At 66.2% G+C, this 18,493-nt stretch carries 21 protein-coding genes and 1 other RNA gene; 13 read left to right on the top strand and 9 right to left on the bottom strand.

The genetic code is table 11. The features are described from left to right. Nucleotide 1: 1 nt before the first annotated feature. Nucleotides 2–832 carry an aminoglycoside phosphotransferase family protein gene (locus CAF53_RS10895; RefSeq protein WP_242443418.1) on the top strand — a complete coding sequence of 277 codons (831 nt, stop codon included), beginning with the start codon at nt 2–4 and terminating at the stop codon, nt 830–832. Here the strand turns inward: CAF53_RS10895 and CAF53_RS10900 are convergent. Next, a complete protein-coding gene (locus CAF53_RS10900; RefSeq protein ID WP_100238057.1) occupies nt 819–1,427 on the bottom strand; it encodes an ATP-binding cassette domain-containing protein in 609 nt (202 codons plus the stop codon). The genes CAF53_RS10895 and CAF53_RS10900 overlap by 14 nt on opposite strands. Continuing rightward, entirely contained in the window at nt 1,417–2,115 is a 699-nt protein-coding gene (gene modB, locus CAF53_RS10905) for a molybdate ABC transporter permease subunit (protein WP_100238058.1), read from the bottom strand. The genes CAF53_RS10900 and modB overlap by 11 nt, the downstream gene beginning before the upstream one ends. Before the next feature lie 109 nt (nt 2,116–2,224). Between modB and CAF53_RS10910 the strand changes: the two genes are divergently transcribed. Then, nucleotides 2,225–2,971 (top strand): HAD-IIB family hydrolase, encoded by a 747-nt coding sequence (locus CAF53_RS10910; protein ID WP_100238059.1) that lies wholly within the window; start codon nt 2,225–2,227, stop codon nt 2,969–2,971. A gap of 9 nt (nt 2,972–2,980) precedes the next feature. Here the strand turns inward: CAF53_RS10910 and modA are convergent, their stop codons facing one another. After that, the gene (gene modA, locus CAF53_RS10915) at nt 2,981–3,754 is read right to left on the bottom strand and encodes a molybdate ABC transporter substrate-binding protein (protein WP_100238769.1); all 774 of its coding nucleotides are present in this window, start codon (nt 3,752–3,754) and stop codon (nt 2,981–2,983) included. Nucleotides 3,755–3,914: 160 nt separating this feature from the next. Between modA and CAF53_RS10920 the strand changes: the two genes are divergently transcribed. Next, the gene (locus CAF53_RS10920; protein WP_100238060.1) at nt 3,915–5,582 is read left to right on the top strand and encodes a molybdopterin-dependent oxidoreductase; all 1,668 of its coding nucleotides are present in this window, start codon (nt 3,915–3,917) and stop codon (nt 5,580–5,582) included. Here the strand turns inward: CAF53_RS10920 and CAF53_RS10925 are convergent. Continuing rightward, entirely contained in the window at nt 5,570–6,745 is a 1,176-nt protein-coding gene (locus CAF53_RS10925; protein WP_046763653.1) for a glycosyltransferase, read from the bottom strand. The two genes, CAF53_RS10920 and CAF53_RS10925, sit on opposite strands and share 13 nt — an antisense overlap. Nucleotides 6,746–6,804: 59 nt before the next feature. Next, complete coding sequence (locus tag CAF53_RS10930; RefSeq protein ID WP_046763652.1) at nt 6,805–7,368, bottom strand: helix-turn-helix transcriptional regulator; 564 nt, start codon at nt 7,366–7,368, stop codon at nt 6,805–6,807. A gap of 97 nt (nt 7,369–7,465) precedes the next feature. On the opposite strand from CAF53_RS10930, the gene CAF53_RS10935 reads away from it, so the two are divergent. After that, the gene (locus CAF53_RS10935) at nt 7,466–7,915 is read left to right on the top strand and encodes a DUF6456 domain-containing protein (protein ID WP_100238061.1); all 450 of its coding nucleotides are present in this window, start codon (nt 7,466–7,468) and stop codon (nt 7,913–7,915) included. A gap of 61 nt (nt 7,916–7,976) precedes the next feature. Here CAF53_RS10935 and CAF53_RS10940 read toward each other — a convergent pair whose 3' ends face one another. From CAF53_RS10940 to CAF53_RS10955, 4 genes are read right to left on the bottom strand one after another with little or no spacing between them, the layout of a single operon-like run. After that, a complete protein-coding gene (locus tag CAF53_RS10940) occupies nt 7,977–8,519 on the bottom strand; it encodes an NUDIX hydrolase (protein WP_100238062.1) in 543 nt (180 codons plus the stop codon). After that, nucleotides 8,516–9,193 (bottom strand): hypothetical protein, encoded by a 678-nt coding sequence (locus CAF53_RS10945; protein WP_100238063.1) that lies wholly within the window; start codon nt 9,191–9,193, stop codon nt 8,516–8,518. The genes CAF53_RS10940 and CAF53_RS10945 overlap by 4 nt, the downstream gene beginning before the upstream one ends. Then, entirely contained in the window at nt 9,193–9,981 is a 789-nt protein-coding gene (locus tag CAF53_RS10950; RefSeq protein WP_100238064.1) for a TPM domain-containing protein, read from the bottom strand. The genes CAF53_RS10945 and CAF53_RS10950 overlap by 1 nt, the downstream gene beginning before the upstream one ends. A 7-nt stretch (nt 9,982–9,988) precedes the next feature. Then, the gene (locus CAF53_RS10955) at nt 9,989–10,591 is read right to left on the bottom strand and encodes a LemA family protein (RefSeq protein ID WP_046763647.1); all 603 of its coding nucleotides are present in this window, start codon (nt 10,589–10,591) and stop codon (nt 9,989–9,991) included. 100 nt (nt 10,592–10,691) lie between these two features. Between CAF53_RS10955 and mscL the strand changes: the two genes are divergently transcribed. From mscL to rnpB, 9 genes are all read left to right on the top strand, one after another. Further along, nucleotides 10,692–11,120, top strand: coding sequence for a large conductance mechanosensitive channel protein MscL (mscL, locus tag CAF53_RS10960; protein WP_046763646.1), 429 nt, complete (start codon nt 10,692–10,694; stop codon nt 11,118–11,120). Between the two features lie 134 nt (nt 11,121–11,254). Beyond that, nucleotides 11,255–11,530, top strand: coding sequence for a hypothetical protein (locus CAF53_RS10965; protein WP_046763645.1), 276 nt, complete (start codon nt 11,255–11,257; stop codon nt 11,528–11,530). A 141-nt stretch (nt 11,531–11,671) separates the two neighbouring features. Further along, entirely contained in the window at nt 11,672–14,041 is a 2,370-nt protein-coding gene (locus CAF53_RS10970; RefSeq protein WP_100238065.1) for a chemotaxis protein CheA, read from the top strand. 14 nt (nt 14,042–14,055) lie between these two features. Next, nucleotides 14,056–14,493, top strand: a complete 438-nt coding sequence (locus CAF53_RS10975; protein ID WP_100238066.1) for a chemotaxis protein CheW — start codon at nt 14,056–14,058, stop codon at nt 14,491–14,493. 81 nt (nt 14,494–14,574) lie between these two features. Next, nucleotides 14,575–14,940: a response regulator gene (locus CAF53_RS10980; protein ID WP_046763642.1), complete on the top strand. Its 366-nt coding sequence runs from the start codon at nt 14,575–14,577 to the stop codon at nt 14,938–14,940. 125 nt (nt 14,941–15,065) lie between these two features. Continuing rightward, a complete protein-coding gene (locus tag CAF53_RS10985; RefSeq protein WP_046763641.1) occupies nt 15,066–16,145 on the top strand; it encodes a chemotaxis protein CheB in 1,080 nt (359 codons plus the stop codon). Beyond that, nucleotides 16,145–17,059, top strand: a complete 915-nt coding sequence (locus CAF53_RS10990; RefSeq protein ID WP_100238067.1) for a protein-glutamate O-methyltransferase CheR — start codon at nt 16,145–16,147, stop codon at nt 17,057–17,059. Before CAF53_RS10985 ends, CAF53_RS10990 begins: the two co-directional genes overlap by 1 nt. Nucleotides 17,060–17,183: 124 nt before the next feature. After that, nucleotides 17,184–17,882, top strand: a complete 699-nt coding sequence (locus CAF53_RS10995) for an N-acetylmuramoyl-L-alanine amidase (RefSeq protein ID WP_100238068.1) — start codon at nt 17,184–17,186, stop codon at nt 17,880–17,882. A 59-nt stretch (nt 17,883–17,941) separates the two neighbouring features. After that, an RNA gene (rnpB, locus tag CAF53_RS11000) (RNase P RNA component class A) lies at nt 17,942–18,327 on the top strand. Nucleotides 18,328–18,493 lie beyond the last annotated feature (166 nt).

An 18,493-nucleotide genomic window follows, 5' to 3' on the forward strand; every position in this document is an offset into this window, starting at 1 on the left:
GGTGCGGTCGATCCTTTCCGAATTTCTGGAAGACAATCTTTCGGTTCTGGCATCGGGCGCCAGCGCGCGGGTCTATCGCGCGGCCGAACGCCATGTCGTCAAGATCTTCCACGCCGCCGTGTCGGAGGAGATGATCGACCGCGAATTCGCCGCGGCGACGCTGGCGGCGGATTGCGGGATCGCGGTCGCGCGGCCGGTCGAGCAACTGCGGCTGCGGGCCGGGCGGGCGATCCTCTATCCGGAGATCGAGGGGCCGACGATGATGCGGCGGATGCGCATGCGTCCCTTGCGCAGCGGCGCATTGTTGCGCGACATGGCGGCATTCCACCGGCGGATTCACGACTGTCCGGCGCCGGGGCTGCGATCGCTGCGGGAGGTGTTGCGGACGGATATCCTCCATGGTCCCGCCGATCCGGCCGTCCAGCAGGCGGCGCTCGGCCTGCTGGACGGCTTGTCCGACGGTGACCGGCTGCTGCATGGCGATTTCCATATCCGCAACATCCTGATGGCGCGGATCGGGCCGGTCGCCATCGACTGGTCGAAGGCTGCGCGGGGGCCAGCCACGCCGGACATCATGCGGACCGAGATGCTGATGCGCTTTGGCGAGGGGCCGCAGGACTGGCTGACCAACCGGGCGCGGGACTGGGCGGCGCGCCAATATGTGGAGCATTATCGCCGCATCATGCCCGGCCATTTCGTCCAGGTGGCGGAGTGGCGGGCGGTGGTGGCGCTGGCCTGGCTGCGTGCGCGGGCGCCCGTGCGGCGGAAGGCCTTCCTTGCCTATCTCGATGGTGCGCTGGCGAAGGTGGGCCTGCCGCTCATAATGGGATGATCCGGTCGGCCAGCCGCTCGACCTCCGCGCGGTCGTGGCTGACATAGAGGATCGGCATGGCAAGGTCGTGCTTCATCCGTTCGATGACAGAGAGGATGTCCTCGCGCCGCGACGGATCGAGCGAGGAGAGCGGTTCGTCCATCAGCAGGAAATTCGGGCCCGACAGCAACGCCCGGCCGATCGCCACGCGCTGCGCCTCGCCACCGGACAGCGTCGCGGGCCAGCGGTCGAGCAGATGGCCGATGCCGAGGAATTCGAGCACGGACTCGAACGGCATGGGCGGTTCGCCATGGCGGCCGTAGAGCAGGTTGGCGCGGACGCGCATATGTGGAAACAGGCGTCCGTCCTGGAAGATATAGCCTGCGCGGCGGCGCTCCGGGGGCAGGTCGATGCCCGCTTCGCTGTCGAACAGCGTCTCGCCCGCGACGGCGATCCGGCCCCGGTCGGGAGTGATTATGCCCGCCACCATGTTGAGGATGCTGGTCTTGCCCGCGCCCGACGGAGCGTAGAGCGCGACCAGGCCCGCGTCGCTGCGGCATTGGAGCATGATCCGGCGATCGCCGATGCGATGGTCCAGATCGATGTCAAAGGACATGGTTGGTGCGGCCCCCTGCGGCGCGGCGGGCCAGCATTTCCGATGCCACCAGCGCGGCCAGCGACAGGATGACCGACAAGATGGCAAGCCGCGTCACGGCGGTTTCGGCGCCTGGCATCTGCAACGCGGAATAGATGGCGATCGGCAGGGTGCGGGTTTCGCCCGGTACGTCGGAAACGAAGGTGATGGTCGCGCCGAATTCCCCGATCGAGCGGGCGAAGCCCAACACCAGGCCCGCCAATAGGCCGGGCAGCGCCAGCGGCAGGGAAATGGTGAGGAAGACGCGCCAGCGCCCGGCGCCGAGAGTGCGGGCGGCGAGTTCCAGCCTGTGATCGATGCCCTCGATCGACAGCCGCATGGCACGCACCATCAGCGGCATCGCCATGATCGCGGCGGCCAGCGCGGCGCCGGTCCAGCGGAACATGAGGCTGATCCCCAATGTCCGCTCGAGCAACCCGCCAATCGGCCCGTTGGCGCCGAAGAGCAGCAGCAGCAGCCAACCGGTGACGACCGGCGGCACCACCAGCGGCAGGTGCACCAGCGCATCGATCAGCAGCTTGCCGGGGAAGCGGGCGCGGGCCAGCAGCCAGGCGAGGGCGAAGGCGACGGGCAGCATCAGACCGACCGCGACCAGGCTGACCCGAAGCGACAACAGGATGATACCCCATTCTTCGGAGGACAGGATCATGGCCCTTCTTTCGGACAGGATGAAGGAAAAGACCAGCCTTCGTGATGAGCGTTGCATTGCGCCGACGCACAGGGCAAAGCCACGACCTTCCGATAGTGAGCCGCTCCACATGAAAGAATTGATCGCCTTCGACCTCGACGGCACCCTGGCCGAGAGCAAGCAGCCCCTGGGCGAAGCGATGGGCCAAGCGTTGGCCGGCCTGTTGCATGTCGCGCATGTCGCGGTGATTTCGGGGGGCGACTGGCCGCAATTCGACAAGCAGGTGGCGAGCCGCCTGCCGGAACGGGCGGACCGTTCGCGACTGTGGCTGATGCCGACCACGGGGACGAAGCTTTACACCCATCGCGACGGGCAATGGGCGCCGGTCTATGCCGAACTGTTCGACGATGCGCAGAAGCAGGCGATCTTCACGGCGTTCGACGCCTCGCTGGAAGCGACCGGCTTCGTGCCCGAAGAGGTGTGGGGCGAGCGGATCGAGGACCGGGGAAGCCAGATCACCTTTTCCGCCCTTGGCCAGCAGGCGCCGATCCACGCCAAGGAGGTCTGGGACCCCGACTTCGCCAAGCGCAGGGTGATCCAGGCCGATTTACGCCAACGCCTGCCGGGCCTGTCGATCAACATGGGCGGGGCGACCTCCATCGACATCACGCGCGAGGGGGTGGACAAGGCCTATGGCCTCAAAAAACTGCGCGATGCGAGTGGAATCGCGCTGGAGGCGATGCTGTTCATCGGCGATGCGATCTTTCCCGGCGGCAATGACTATCCGGCAAAGGAGCTGGGGCTGGACACGGTGCGGGTGCGCGATCCGCAGGAAACGCTGTCGGTGATCGACGCCATCATCGCCTGTCAGAAGTAATGGGAGGCCTCAGGGCCGGCTGAAACCGTAGCGGGCGAGAATGTTCTGCCCGGCATGGGACAGCAGGAAGCGGCGGAAGCCTTCCGCGTCGGGATTCGGGCTCTTGGCGAGTCGCGCGACGGGATAGCGGATCGGTTCGTGGCTGCCGGGTGGAAAGCTTCCCGCCACCACCACATCCTTCGACGCCCGGGCATCGGTCGCATAGACGATGCCCAGCCGCGCCTCGCCGCGTTCCACCAGCGCCAGGGCCGAACGGACATTGTCGCCCAGCGCCAGCCGGTTCGCGACCGAGGGCCAGATGCCGAGCGCGGTCAGCGCCGCCTTGCCATATTTCCCCGCGGGCACGCTGTCGGGATTGGCCATGGCGAGGCGCGACGTGCCCAGCATGCGGGCAAGCGGCATGGCGCGGCCGACGTGCAGCCGCACCGGCATCCGCGCGGGCGCGATCAGCACCAGCCGGTTGCCCGCGAGATCGGCGCGGGTGCCGCGCTGAATGAACCCGGCCTTTTCCACATCGTCCATCCAATCCTCGTCGGCGGAGACGAACAGGTCGGCCGGGGCGCCGCTCCTGATCTGGCGGGCGAGAGCGGAGGAGGCGGCAAAGGACAGCACCGGGCGGGCATGGTGCTGCGCCGCCCAGGCGTCTGCGGCGGCGTTCATCGCCTCCTGCATGCTGGCGGCGGCGAGGACGAGCAGCCCGCGCTGCTGCGCCATGGCGGGCGATGTCGATATATGAAGGAATATAGCGAACAGCGCGAGGGCACGGAGAATCACTTTCGGCATCCGTCCTTCTTGCCAGTTCGCCGGCCCTTTGTCTTGGGTCGCCGTCGCGCAGCCGGGTTCGCATTTTTTTGGGCCCGTCTGCTGTTTCCAGCCGACGCGAAAATGCTCTAAGCCGAAGCCATGATTTTCTGCCCGACCCTGCCGGCGGCCTGATCGCATCGTGCCGGTCATTCGTTCGCTTTGCGGCCAGTGCGGCCTGGGATGCGGTATCCGCGCCGTGACCGGCGAGGGGCGGCAGGTCACGGTCGAGGGCGATCCGGTGCATCCGGCCAATGGCGGATTGTTGTGCGAGAAAAGCGCGGCGCTAAGCGACCTGCTGCCGCTGGACGACCGGCTGTTGCGGCCGATGGTCGACGGCCGGGCGGCCGGGTGGGAGCGGGCGCTGGGCCAGGCCGCCCGCCGGCTGGGCGAGGTCATTGCCCGTCATGGACCAGGCAGTGTGGCGATGCATGTGCCGGGCACGCTGCTGACCGAGGATTATTATGTCGCCAACAAGCTGATGAAGGGTTTCATCGGTTCCGCCCATATCGACGCGCCCTGGAGTGAGGCCGGCGGCGTGGCGGCAGCGCATCGCGCGGCCTTGGGCGAGGATGTGATGCCCGCCGCCGGCGAGGATGTGGGGCGGGCGGAGTTGCTGTTGCTGGTGGGCGGCGCGACCCTTCGCCGCCATCCGCTGTTGCGGGACCGGATCGAAGCGGCGCGGGCCGATCAGGGGACCCGGCTGATCCTGATCGCACGGGGGGATGAGGGGCAGGAGATTGAGGCCGATCTGCGGCTGACCGTCGCACCCGGCAGCGAGGCGGCGCTGCTTTCGTCCCTGCTGCTGCATTGCCATGATCGTGGCGGTCTGGATGAGGGCTTTCTGGCGCGTCATGTCCTGGTGCCGCCCGCCTTCTGGGCCGGGTTGCGGAAGGGGCATGACCTTTGGTCGGTGGCCCGCATCTGCGGCCTTGAGCCGGGTGAGGTGCGGGGCTTTTACGATGCGGTCGCGGGCGCGTCGCGGCTCGTGACGCTGTTCAGCCCATCGGGCGAGGGCGCGGAGGCGCGGCGCCTGTCGGCCGCCGTGCTCAATCTTCATCTGGCGACCGGGCGGATCGGCAAGCCGGGCGCGGCGCCCTTTGCCGTGACCAGCGCGGCCAACGGCATGGGCGGGCGCGAAGTGGGTTGCCGTGCGGGCGAACTGGCGGCGCATCGGGATTTCTCGCCTCAGGCTCTGGCGCAGGTTGGGCGTTTCTGGGGCGCGACGGCCATGGCGGAACGGGCGGGGCTGTGCGGCGCCGAACTGGCCGGCGCGGTCGAGGAAGGGGGGATCAAGGCGCTGCTGATGCTGGGCGGCTTGCCTGCGGCGGGGCATCCGATCCGGAGGCTGCTGGACCGGGTGCCGTTGCTTGTGCTGACGACGCCCTGGGTCGATCCGGAATTGGCGGGGCTGCGCATGATCGCGCTGCCCTCGCCTGTATGGGTGGAGAAGGACGGGACGCTGACCGGAGCGGACCGGCTGATCAGCCGGCAGCGGCGGCTCTTTCCCTTGCCCGGCGAGGCGAAGCCCGATTGGTGGATCGTTACCCAGATCGCCCGCGCCATGGGTTGGCACGATGCCTTTCATTATGAGCGTCCGGCCGAAATCTATCGCGAGCATGCGCGGCTGACCGCCTATCGCAATGAGGGCGAGCGGCTGCTGAACCTCAAGCGGCATGCGCCGATCTCCAACCCGGCCTATGACGAGCTGACGCCATGGCGCTGGGGAGAGGTGCCGTTCGACGAGGGGCGTTTCCCGGCGTCCGACGGGAAGGCGCGGCTGGTGCCGGCTTGGGATCAGTCAGGCTGACCCGCGATCGTGCGGAGATGTTCCAGCAGCGCGTCGCCATTGGCGGCCCAGGTGAAGCGCAACGCGGTTTCGCGCACGGCTTCGCGCTCGGGAGGGTTGTAGAGAATCGCGTTGATGGCGGCGGCGATCGCGTCGGGTTCCCGCGCGACGATCTGGCCCGCTTCGGGGCGGTCGAGCAGTTCGCGCGCGCCGCCGACATCGCTGATGACGATCGGCGTGCCGCAGGCCAGCGCCTCGACCCAGGCATTGGCAAGGCCTTCAGAGGAGGAGGGCAGTGCCATGACGTCGGCGGCGGCGTAGATGCGCGGCAGCCGGTCGTGCGGCACGGAGCCGAGAAAGCCGATGCGCCGGTCGACGCCCAGTTCCTGCGCCAGATTTTCCAGGGACCGGCGATATTGCCCTTGCCCCGCGAACAGCAGCGTCACGCCATGCAGTTGCGGCAGCGCTTGCACCAGCAGTTCCTGCCCCTTGCGCGGGATCAGCGCGCCGACGCACAGCACCACCGGTCCTTCGAAACCCAGCGCTTCCTTCGCGGCGGCGCGGTCGATGATCTCGAAGCGGTCGAGGTCGACGCCGGTATAATGGACGCGGATCTTGTCGGCATCGATGCCCATGCGCGTCATCGACCGGCGCATCGCGTCCGAGACGGCGAGCAGCCCGGCGGCATCCTCGGCGGCGCGTTTCACCATCTTGCGGGTGCCCTTGCGCGTGCCCCAATAATGGATGTCCGCGCCGCGCGCCTTGACCGAATAGGGTATGCCGAGCGCGCGGGACAGGCGCTGCGCCACCGGGCCGTCGGGGAAGAAGAAGCTGGCGTCGATCACGTCGAAGGGCTGCTGGGCGTGCAGATGCCTGACCAGCGGCAGGATCGCGCGGGTCATGCCGTGGACGTTCAGCCGTCCGCCGAATTTGGGGATGATCCGGAAAGTGGGGCGATAGACCGTCAGGTCCTTCCACCGTTCCTTGGCGGGCAGCGCGGCGAGCGCGGCATAGCGTTTCGACCGGGAGAGGGGCCAGGGCGGGAGGCCGAGCGGCGCGACGACCGTGACCTTGACGCCGTCTCGGCTCGCCAGTTCCCGCGCCTGGCGTTCGACGAAGACGCCGAAATTGGGACGGCTCATGTCCGGAAACAGGGTCGAGAGCGTCAGGACGTTCAGCGTCATGGCATCCTTCCTACCATTACCATGGTTGAGACCGGGTTAAGGACGAAGTGCCGCCTTGGCTACAGCCGTCTTACCAGTTGAACCGCGACGGCGCCCCAAGGTGGGTCAGTGATCACCTGCTGGCGGGAACCGCTGCCGAGCGGCAATATCTGGAGCCGGTCGTCCTCCCGCCCGATCAGCCGTCCGAACAGGAATCGCCCGGCATGGCGCGGCAACAGCAGGTCGCGGTTGAGGACGCTGGCGAATTCGTCCGGCAGGATGCGGCGGCACCAGATTTCATCACCGCTCCGGTAATCGCCGATGCTGCCGGACACTTGCACGCCGATCATCGCATCGGCGGGCGCCGGCGGGGGAAGCGAGAGCGGACGGGTCGGCGCGCGGGCGCCGTCCGGGCCGAGCAGGGCGGCGACTGGCACCACGCTTTGCCCCGGCAGGGCGACCAGTTCGGAAGAGGACACACCCAGCGCCGTGGCTATGCGGTTCAGCCAGTTGACCGATACGGTTCGGGTGCCGGTTTCCAATCGGCCGATGGTCTGGGCGGTGGTCGGAGGATCGCACAGCGCACCGACTTGCTCCAGCGTCAATCCCTTTGCCTTGCGCACTTCCCGGATGCGGGTGATCATAATGGGTCCTATTTTACCTATTTGGTTTTTATTCTTTCCTACAAAGGCGTCTGCATGGCAAGCCCCCTTGCATCCGATTCCAGCGAGGAGACAGGCCGTGGCGGCGCATCATGTCGAGCAGATCATCGAAGACCCGTTTGGCCAGGCGCGCAAGGTGGCCGTTAATATCGGGGAATCGCCGCTCGCCTGGCTGCATGCGCGGGGGCATTTGAGCGAGCGCCATTATGTCGCAGGCGACATGCTGCGCGCGGATTGGGAAAAGGTCGGGCTAGGGCCGCGTGTCACGATGCGCTGGGATGCGGCGCCACCGCAGGGGCGTACCGGGCGCAGGGTCGAGCCGACAGTGGCGCAACTGTCCGCGCGGGAGCGGTTCGACGGCGCGATCCGGGCGGCGGGGCCGGGGCTGGCGGATGTGCTCTGGCGGGTGGCTTGCGCGGGCGAGGGCCTGGGGGCGGCGGAAAAGGCGCTCGGTTGGCCAAGCAGGGCTGGCAAGCTGGTGCTGACGCTGGCGCTGGATCGGGTGGCTGGGTGGTATCGGGTGAGGTGATGTTGGCCAATAGGAGATATTCCCTCCCGCAGGCGGGAGGGGGAATGACTGGAAACCACCCTCAGCCGACCATCCCCGATCCCAGCAGCAACAGCAGTTTCACGTCGATGGCAAAGCCCTCGGCGCGCCAGGCGGCGATCTGTTCCGCAATGCCGGCAAGCGCTACGCGGTGGACCCGGATATCCTCGCCGTCGACGCCGCCGCCTTCGCCGGTCTTGACCAGATCATGGGCGCGAAAGAGCGTGAAGCTTTCCGATACCATGCCCGGCGAACTGAAAAATTCGCCCAGCACCTCCATCCGGCCGGGGCGATAGCCGGTTTCCTCCTCCAGCTCGCGGGTCGCAGCGAGCATGGCTTCCTCGCCCTCGTCATGGTCACCGACCAGTCCCGCCGGCAATTCGATGCAGCGGCGGCCGAGCGGCACGCGATATTGGTCGACCAGCAGCACATGGCGCCCGTCCGCGGCCTCTTCCACGGCCAGGATGACAGCGGCCTTGATGCCCCTCGCCCGGCCGACATATTCCCATTTGCCCCGCCGCTTGGCGGTGATGAAGCGGCCCTCCCACATGATCTCTTCGGGGGAGGCCATATCCTGTTCACTCATAACTCGATCAACCTGTCGGGCAGTTCATTGGGATTGTCGCCGGTTGCCGGGAAATGGCGGGCCAGCACCAAACCGACCTGCCGCACCGCTTCCGCCATGCCGTGGGCGGCGTCGCCGTCTCGCACGCCGTCGATCAGCGCGGCCATGGCATCGCCCCAGATTTCCGGCGCGACCTTTTCATTGATGGCGGCATCCGCGACCAGTTCCGCGCGATGTTCGTCCAGCGACAGGTAGATGAGAACGCCGGTCCGCCCGCGCGTGCGGCCCTGGGCCACGGCGCGGAACAGGGTGATGGCGCGGCGGCGCACGCGGCGGGCCTTGGTGGCCCTGGGGGTCAAGGCCAGGCGCAGCGGCATCCACGCCAGCGCATAGCGGACGATCAGGAATTTGACGATCAGCAGGCCCAGCAGGACCGTCAGCAGCTTCCAGTCCTCGATCTCATGTTCCCAGCTTTGCAGCAGCCAGGAGCAGAGCGCGCGGAACTGTTGCGGGAAGGCGGCAGCCACCGAGAGGGCGAGGAACACCACGCCGATCGCCCAATGCAGCCCGGCGTCATGATAGGAGTCCGATCGGCGGGCGACGATGGTGACGATCTCGCCATCCGTGGCCTTTTCCGCTTGCGCGACCGCGGCGGTCACGCGGTCGTGGTCGGCTTCGTTCAAATGCAGGTGCATCACCAATCCCCCGAAGCGCCGCCGCCGCCGAAGCTGCCGCCGCCGCCCGAAAAGCCACCGCCATCGCCGCCACCCCAGCCACCGCCGCCCCAGCCCGATCCGCCGCCGCCCCAGCCGGAATCGCCCGGTCCCCAGAGGATCACCGGGCCCGATCCGCCCCGGTAACGCCGTCCCTTGCCGCGGCTGGAAAACATGGAGATGACGATGATCGCGACGACGATCAACCAGAAGACGACCATGAAGCCGCCGCCATCGTCGGATGCGTTGCGCGCATTGGCCGCCGCCTGCGCCGCCAGGGCCTTCGCCTCTTCGGGCGGGAGGGTCAGCAGCTTGCCGATCGCGTCCACGCCCGCATCGATGCCGCCGGGCATGTCGCCGGCCTTGAAATGCGGGGTGATGTCGTTGCGGATGATCTGGGACGACAGCGCATCGGTCATGATGCCTTCCAGGCCGTAGCCGGCCTCGATCCGCACCTTGCGTTCGTTGGGCGCGACGATCAGCAGCGCGCCGTTGTTCTTTTCCTTGTCGCCGATCCCCCAGGCGCGGCCGAGCTGATAGCCGTAATCGGAAATATCATAGCCCTGGAGGTCGGGCAGCGTGGCGACCACCAGTTGCCGGCCGCTCTGTCGTTCCAGCGCGGCGAGCTTGTCGGTCAGCGCCTGTTCCTGTTGCGGGGAGAGCAGGGCGGCGTCATCCACCACCCGCCCGGTCAGCTTGGGAAAGGTCTGGGCCCCTGCTGCCGGAATGGACAGCAGCAGCGCGAGGATCAGGAACAGGCGGCGAAGCATGTCCCGCTCAGTTGCCGAAGTCGACCTTCGGCGCTTCTTCCGCGCCGGGCGTGGTGGCCTGGAACGGGGTCATCGGCTTGGCGCCATGGATGATCTTGGCGCCGATCGCATCGGGGAAGGTGCGGATGCGGGTATTATAGGCGCGCACCGCCTCATTATAGTCGCGGATGGCGACGGCGATGCGGTTTTCCGTCCCCTCGAGCTGCGATTGCAGGTCGAGGAAATTCTGGTTGGTCTTGAGGTCCGGATAGGCCTCCACCGAGGCGAGCAGGCGGCCGAGTCCCTGCGACAGTTGCGCCTGGGCCTGCTGGAACTGCTGCACCTTGGCGGGATCGGAGAGGTCATTGGCGCTGACCTGTATCGAGGTCGCCTTGGCGCGGGCCTCCGTCACCTTGACCAGCGTGTCCTGCTCCTGCTTGCCGGCGGCCTTCACCGTGGCGACGAGATTACCGATCAGGTTGGAACGGCGCTGATATTGGGCCTGGACGTCGGCCCATTTGGCCTTCGCGACCTCCTCGGCGGCGGGGACGCTGTTGATGCCGCAGGCGGTGAGCGCGAAGGCGCCCAGCAACGGCAGCAGGAAAAGACGCAGGTGGCGCAGGATCGTCATGGAACATCCTCGACATTGTTTCGTGTGTGGAAATAGGCGGTTGTCGAACCCTTCGCAACGGCCCATGCTCTGTTTATCAAAGTCCAACAAGGGGTTTACCATGGGACTGATCACCGAATTCAAGACGTTCATCAACCGCGGCAACGTCATGGACCTGGCCGTCGGCGTGATCATCGGCGGCGCCTTCGCCACCATCACCAAGTCGCTGACCGACGACCTGATCATGCCGGTCGTCGGCTATCTGTTCGGCGGTGCGGATTTTTCCGGTTATTTCATCCGGCTGGGGGACCTGCCCGCCGGGTTCAAGGGCAATCCGGAAAGCTATGCGGACCTGAAGGCGGCCGGCGTCGCCATGTTCGGCTGGGGCGAATTCCTGACCGTGTTCGTCAATTTCCTGATTCTCGCCTTCGTCATCTTCCTGCTGGTCAAGGCGGTGAACAAGCTGATGCCCAAGCCCGAAGACGGCCCGGCCGTCACGCCGGAAGAGGTCGTCCTGCTCCGCGAAATCCGGGACAGCCTGAAAAAATAAGTCGTTTCTGCGACGGAAGGAGCTTGCGGCGGGAACCATCCTGCGCGCGACCGGTTGATCGCCGTCAGGGTTCCGGACAGCCGGTCCCGCGCCGAACGACGTCAGCCCAAAGGGGTGCAACAGGAGAAAACGCCGTGAAAACCTTCGTATCAGTCCTTGGCCTTGCCAGCCTGATCGCGCTTGCCGCATGCGATTCCAAGCAGGAGAACAAGGTCGAGAACGCATATGAGAATCAGGCGGACGCCATCGACAACCAGGCGGACAATATGGAAGCGCTGGCTGACAATCTGAGCGGCAATGCCGAAAATGCGGCAGAAAATGCCGCCGATGCGCTGGAGAACAAGGCCGACGCCACCCGCGAGGCAGGCGAAAAGGCAGGCGAGGCGGTCGAGAAGACTGAAAAGCGCTAAAATTCGAAGGCTTCCACCTGAGCCGCAAGAGGGTGTCGCGACAAGTGGTCGCGGCGCCCTTTTTTGTCGGCATTCCACCTCTTTAACGGGGATTTAACCACGCTTGCTCCATGGTCCGCACCCTATCCATGAGGCGCGGGAATGGACGAGTTACTTCAGGAATTCATATCCGAAACGCAGGAAACGCTGGAGGCGCTGGCCGGAGAGGTCGTGGCCTGGGAAGCGGACCCGGCGGACCGCGACCGGCTGGATGCCATTTTCCGCTTCTTCCATACGGTGAAGGGAAGCTGCGGTTTTCTCAATCTTCCGCGTTTCGAGCGGCTGAGCCATGCTGCCGAGGATGTGCTGGCCGAGATTCGTGCCGACAGGCGTAGCGCCGATCCCGCCACCGTCAGTGCCGTGCTGGGCATCATGGACCGCATCGCCGAACTGGCGGAGGCGGTCTCCCTGGGCACCGCGCTGCCGCACGAGAATGACGATTATCTGATCGCCGCGCTGAGCGAGAAGGAAGAGGATGAGTCCGTCCTGCCGGAAGCGGAAAGCGCGCCCGTCGCCGTCGCCCGCCAGCAGGGCAATGGACAAGCCGCGCCGCGCACCATCCGCCTGCCGCTGTCGCTGATCGACCAGTTGATGAACGGCGTGTCGGACATGGTGCTGGCCCGCAACGAACTGTCCCGCAAGCTGCGCGAGCGGACCGGCGATCCGGAACTGGAAAGCGCCTTCGAGCGGCTGTCGACCTGCGTCGCGGACATGCGCGACGCCATTTCCAAGACGCGGATGCAGCGCGTCGACCGGCTGTTCACGGCGATCCCGCGCATGGTCCGCGATCTGGGCCGGGAACTGGGGAAGCGCATCGACCTGCTCCTGGAGGGCGGCGATGTCGAGATGGACCGCGAGATGGTCGAGATGGTGGTCGATCCGTTGACCCATATCGTCCGCAACAGCATCGATCATGGTATCGAGACGCCGGAAAAGCGCCGCGCGCTGGGCAAGTCCGAGGCCGGCAGGCTGAAGCTGGAGGCGCGCCAGTCGGGCAACCAGATCGTCATCGAGATTTCCGACGACGGGCAGGGCATCGATACCGGACGGCTGGTCGGCAAGGCGATCGCGGCGGGGAGGCTGACGCCGGAATCGGCCGCGCGCATGAGCGAGGCGGAAAAGCTGGACCTGATCTTCCATCCCGGCCTGTCGACGGCCGATCAGGTCACGGCCATTTCCGGGCGCGGCGTCGGCATGGACGTGGTCCGCGCCAATGTGGAGCGGATCGGCGGGGTCATATCGCTCGACAACCGGCCGGGGCGCGGCCTCACCATCATGCTGCGCGTGCCGCTGACGCTGACCATCATTCCGGGGTTGATCGTGCGGGCGGGCGGGCTGCATTTCGCCATTCCGCGGGCCGCTGTGGTCGAAATCCTGCACGACAATAATGAGACGTTGCACATCGCGGAAGTGGGCGGTGCCAAGATCGCCACCATCCGGTCGATCCGCCATTCGATGATCGACCTGGAAGATGTGCTGGGCATGGAAAAGCCGGCGCAGACCGGGCCGCGCGCCGTCATGGTGGTGCGATCGGCGACCGGCGTTCCCTTTGCGATGGGCGTGTCCGCGGTCGACAATCATGAGGAACTGGTGATCCGCCCGGCCTCGCCGCTGGTGATGGCGACGGGGGTTTATGCGGGCATGACGCTGCCCGACAATGGCAAGCCGATGCTGCTGCTGGACGCGGCGGGCCTCGCCAATGCGGCGCGCCTGCCCAACATCCTCGACGACCGTGCCGCGCGCGAGGCCGAAGAGGCGGTGGACGTGCAGGGCGTGGAGATGGTGCCGGCGCTGCGATTCGAGGAATATTCGGGCGAACGGCGCCTGCTCAAGCTGTCGCTGATCGAGCGGGTGGAGGATGTCGATGCGCACCTGTTCGGGCGCTCCGGCGGCCGTGCCTATGTGCGGCTGGACGACCGGCTGGTGCCGGTGGCGAACGGGCATCACAGCTTTGTTGGTGAGAAGGTCGCCGCGCTGCGCCTGCGCGACGGCACGCGGGATGCCTGCTATCCGGTCGCGGCGGTGCTCGACATCGTGGACATGCCCGCCGTGCCGGACATGATCGCGATGCATGGCACGCTGAGCGGCGTGGTGGTGATCGACGGCGAGCATCTGGAGGTCGTCAATCCCTTCGCCCTGTTCGCCGCATTGCCCGATGAACCGATCCGGGAAAAGGGGCGTGGCCGCTGCCTGCTGGCGGACAGCGAGGATGGCTGGACACGCGAGATCTTGGCGCCGCTGCTGCGGCAGGCGGGGCATGAGGTGGTGCTGGGCCTGCCCGCCGATGCGCCGGTCGATCCGCAGGATGTGGTGCTGTTCAGTGGCGCCGATCTGTCGCAGGCAAGCGAATTGCTGGGGTGCCGCGTGGTGCATCTGCGCGCCTCGCCGCGGCCCAGCAGCCCGCAGGACGGCAGCATCTACCGCTATGACCAGGATGCGCTGATGGCGGCCCTGGCCGGATCGCGCGGGTAAAAGGGGGAAGGCGCATGAACAAGCTCTATCTGCTCGCCCTGCTGGCCGGCACGCGGGTCGCCATCGAAACCAGCGAGGTCGAGGCGGTGGTGAAGCTCACCGACATTTCCCCGGTGCCGGGGATGGGCGCGCATGTCGCGGGCCTGTCCGCGCTGCGCAGCCGGGTGCTGACGGTGATCGATGTCGCCGCACTGATCCGGGGAGAGCCGACGCCCTCCGATCGGCGGGGCTTTGCCGTCATCGCCGACATTGCGGGCCACAGCTATGGTCTGATGGTCGATGCGGTCTACGACATCTGTCAGGTCTCCGAGGGGGAATTGCCGCTGCGCGGCCAGCTCGATCCGGCCTGGCTGCCCCATGCGCGCGGACTGGTCGAGCATGAGGGGCAACCCCATCTGCTCGTGTCGCTGGCCGGCTTCATCGAGGCTGGCGCGTTGGCGCACGCAGCATGATCAATTTTTCGGACGTTTACCAATTGCTTGGCTTTGCCATTTAAGTCTCGTCCAAACGGGAAGCAAAACAAGGGACGCTTTATGAAAAACTGCCTGGTCGTCGATGATTCGAAAGTCATAAGAAAGGTGGCGCGCCACATATTGGAATCGTTGGACCTGTCGGTCAGCGAAGCGGTCGACGGCCGCGATGCCCTGACCCAGTGCGAAGCATCCGCGCCCGACGTCGTGCTGCTCGACTGGAACATGCCGGTGATGAGCGGGATGGAATTCCTCCAGGCCCTGCCCGGCGCCGGACTGGCGGCGCGGCCCAAGATCATCTTCTGCACCACCGAAAACGGCATCAGCCATATCAAGGCCGCCGTCGAGGCGGGCGCGGACGAATATGTGATGAAGCCGTTCGATCGTGAAACGCTGGAAAGCAAGTTGGCCATCGTGGGAGTGATCTGAAGTTTCCGACACCGCCTTTCCCGGCTGGTCGCAGGCAAGCCGGCCGCCGGGAAATGCCTCGTCTGCCGATGAACTGACCGCTCCTTTTCCTCCTTTTCTTTTCCTTCAGGAAAGTTGTCCCTTCAATGACCGTCCACGTGCCGATCATGGCCAGAAACCGGAGCGACGACAGGGTGGTACGCACCCTGATCGTCGACGATTCGGTCGTGGTCCGGACAGTGATCGAGCGGATATTGAATGCGGACCGGGGCTTTTGTGTCACGCACAAGACCAATAGCGCCGAACAGGCCCTATATTATCTGAACGAGCATGAAGTCGATCTGGTGCTGCTCGACATAGAGTTGCCGGGTCAGAGCGGCCTGACGGCGCTGCCTGCGATCCTGCGGACGCAGCCCCACGCCAAGGTCGTGATCCTGTCGGGCAATTGCGAGGAGGGCAGCGCCGCCGCCATAGAAGCGCTGGCGCTGGGGGCGAGCGACATTTTCGCCAAGCCGGGCAGCGGCAGTTTCGGCGAACATTTCCCCCAGTCGCTGATCGAGCGCCTGTCACGCCTGTTCAGCGGTGGGCAGCCGCCGGTTCTCGCCCGTCCTGCCGCGCCGGTCGAGGCGGGGCAGGTGGCGCAGCCGCTCGCCTGTCTGGGCATCGGCGCGTCGACCGGTGGCATCCATGCGCTGGGGCAACTGTTCGCCGGGCTGGCGGAACCGCTGGGCGTGCCGATCCTGCTGACCCAACATCTGCCCGCCAGCTTCACTTATTATTTCGCCCAGCAATTGGGGCGTATGACCAGCCTGAAGGTCAAGGTGCCCGAGCAGGGGGAACTGTTGTCCCCCGACATCGTCTATGTCGCGCCGGGCGATGCCAATCTCCAGTTGCGGCGGGGCTTGCACGGACGGGTGTCCGTCATGCTCGATCCACAGCGCACCCCGACGGGCAATCTGCCCGGCGTCGACCCGATGTTCTCCAGCATGGCGCAGGCCTATGGCGCGGGGGCGGCGGGGATCGTGCTGACCGGAATGGGCCGCGACGGCACGATCGGCGCGCGCGACATCGTCGCGGCGGGCGGCTGGATCGTCGCGCAGGATGAGGCGAGCAGCGTGGTCTGGGGAATGCCCGGATCGATCGCGGGCGAGGGCCTGAACTGCGCGCTGTTGGAACCGCATGCGATCATGGATTTCGTGGCACGGCGAGGAAAGAACAGAAACTGATGGCAATGACTCCCTCGTCCGGCACTCCCTCGTCCGGCTCCGGTGCATCCGCTTCGGGCGCCTCTTCGCGCAGCGCCGCGCGAATCCTGTCCGGCCTGCTGGAGGCGCGTACCGGCCAGATATTGTCGGAAAACCGTGCCTGGCGAATGGAAACGGCGTTGAAGCCGGTGCTGCGCACCCATGGGCTGGCGGATATGGATGCCCTGGCCGCCCGGCTGCTGATCCGCAAGGACCCCGCGCTGGAAAATGCCGTGGTCAATGCGCTGCTGAACAATGAGAGCAGCTTTTTCCGCGATCTCCAGATTTTCGACATGATCCATCGCCAGATCCTGCCGCAGATCCATGCGCAGCGGTCGGACCGGACCCTGCGCATCTGGAGCGCGGGCTGTTCGACCGGGCAGGAAGCCTATTCGATCGCGATCCAGATCTCCAACGCCATGGCGCGCTGGCGCGGCTGGCGCATAGAGATTTTGGCCACCGACATTTCCACCGCCGCGATCGACCAGGCAAAGGCGGGCATCTTCACCCAGATGGACGTGCAGCGCGGGCTGGCGGTAGGCGACCTCATCAAATGGTTCGAACCTTCGGGCGACGATTGGTGCGCCAATCCCGCGCTGCGGCAGATGATCGATTTCCGCACCGACAATCTGTTCGATGCCCGGGCACCGATGGGCGAATATGATCTGCTGCTCTGCCGCAACGTGCTGCTCTATTTCACGCCGGAGCGCCGCCAGGACGTGTTCCGTCTGCTGGCGCGGCACAGCCATGCGCGATCTGTCCTGTTGCTGGGCGCGGGCGAAACGGTGATCGGCCATAGCGAGGATTTCGTACCCCATCCCGAATTTCGCGGTGGCTATGGGCGCCGGATCGAGGCGTCTTCGCTGGCGCAGGCCTCGGTTCATCGGGCGCTCTGATCCGCCTCGTCATTTGCCCATCATGATTTTTGCGGGGCCGCCCGCTTGATTGGCCGGCCGCTGTCGGCCATGGTCGGTCCATGGTAATGGCGGCGGATGATGGACAAGTGACGGGCCCTTCGCGATGACCGACTTTCCGATGATCGACACGCCGTCGCCCAATTTCGACGAGCGCAGCCTGCCCGTATCGATGCTGGTGTTGCACTATACCGGGATGGTCGACGCGGCGACCGCGATCAACTGGCTGGTCAGCCCGGAATCCAAGGTGTCCGCCCATTATGTCGTGACCGAGGACGGGCAGGTCATCCGCATGGTGGACGAGGACAAGCGCGCCTGGCATGCCGGGCGGGCGCATTGGCGGGGCATCGACGACGTCAATTCCGCCAGTATCGGCATAGAGATCGTCAATCCGGGGCATGAATGGGGCTATCGGCCCTTCCCGGACACGCAGATGGGCTCGCTGATCCCGCTCATCCACCAGATCGTCCAGCGTCACAAGATCACCCGCGGCAATATCGTCGGGCATAGCGACGTCGCCCCGGCCCGCAAGCAGGACCCCGGCGAGCTTTTCCCCTGGGGACAGTTGGCGCGGCTGCGGCTGGCCCTGCCGCGCCCGACCAAGAACCTCATGGACCCGCATTGGAGCGATGGCGGCTTCATGCTGGCGCTGGAGCGTTTCGGTTATGACATTGCCGAGCCGCAGGCGGCGGTGGTGGCGTTCCAGCGGCGCTTCCGGCCCGAACTGATCGACGGGATCATCGACGGCGAGTGCCGGGCGATCCTGCTGGCGTTGCTGCTGCCCAAGCCCCAGGGTGGGGACTAAGCGGCGCGATGATGGAACGGGGATGACGAGCGCGCCCGACCCGTGTATAGGCGCCCTTGCCAGAGGGCCGGGCGGCCGCGGCGTGGAGGGGTACTTCCACGGCGAGGAAAGTCCGGGCTCCACGAAATGACGGTGCCGGCTAACGGCCGGCTGGAGTGATCCAAGGGACAGTGCAACAGAAAGCAGGTCGCTACAGCTTCGGCTCAGCGAAATTGAAAGGGTGCGGTAAGAGCGCACCGCGTCTCCGGCAACGGAAGGCGGCACGGTAAACCCCACCGGGAGCAAGACCGAATAGGGGCGGCGCGCAGCTTGACTGCTAGGCTAAGTTTCGGCTGAGACCGCCCGGGTTGGTTGCTTGAGGGACGGAGCAATCCGTCCCCTAGAGGAATGGTCGCCACCCTTCGCAAGGAGGGGACAGAACCCGGCTTACAGGCCCTCTGGCATTGGAGCATCTGAAGGGATGGCGGTTTTGGTCGTGCGGGCATGAGCCCTTCGTCACCTTGGACTTGATCGGGGGAACGAGGGAGGGGGGGAACGGCTGGGATCCCTCCAAATCCGCCTTCCCACCTGACCTTTTTCCGCAACGCCATTCCGCCGTCGGACAGGTAAGC

Origin of the sequence: Sphingobium sp. LB126 (assembly GCF_002795205.1) — a bacterium.
In the GTDB taxonomy this organism is placed as follows: domain Bacteria; phylum Pseudomonadota; class Alphaproteobacteria; order Sphingomonadales; family Sphingomonadaceae; genus Sphingobium; species Sphingobium chungbukense.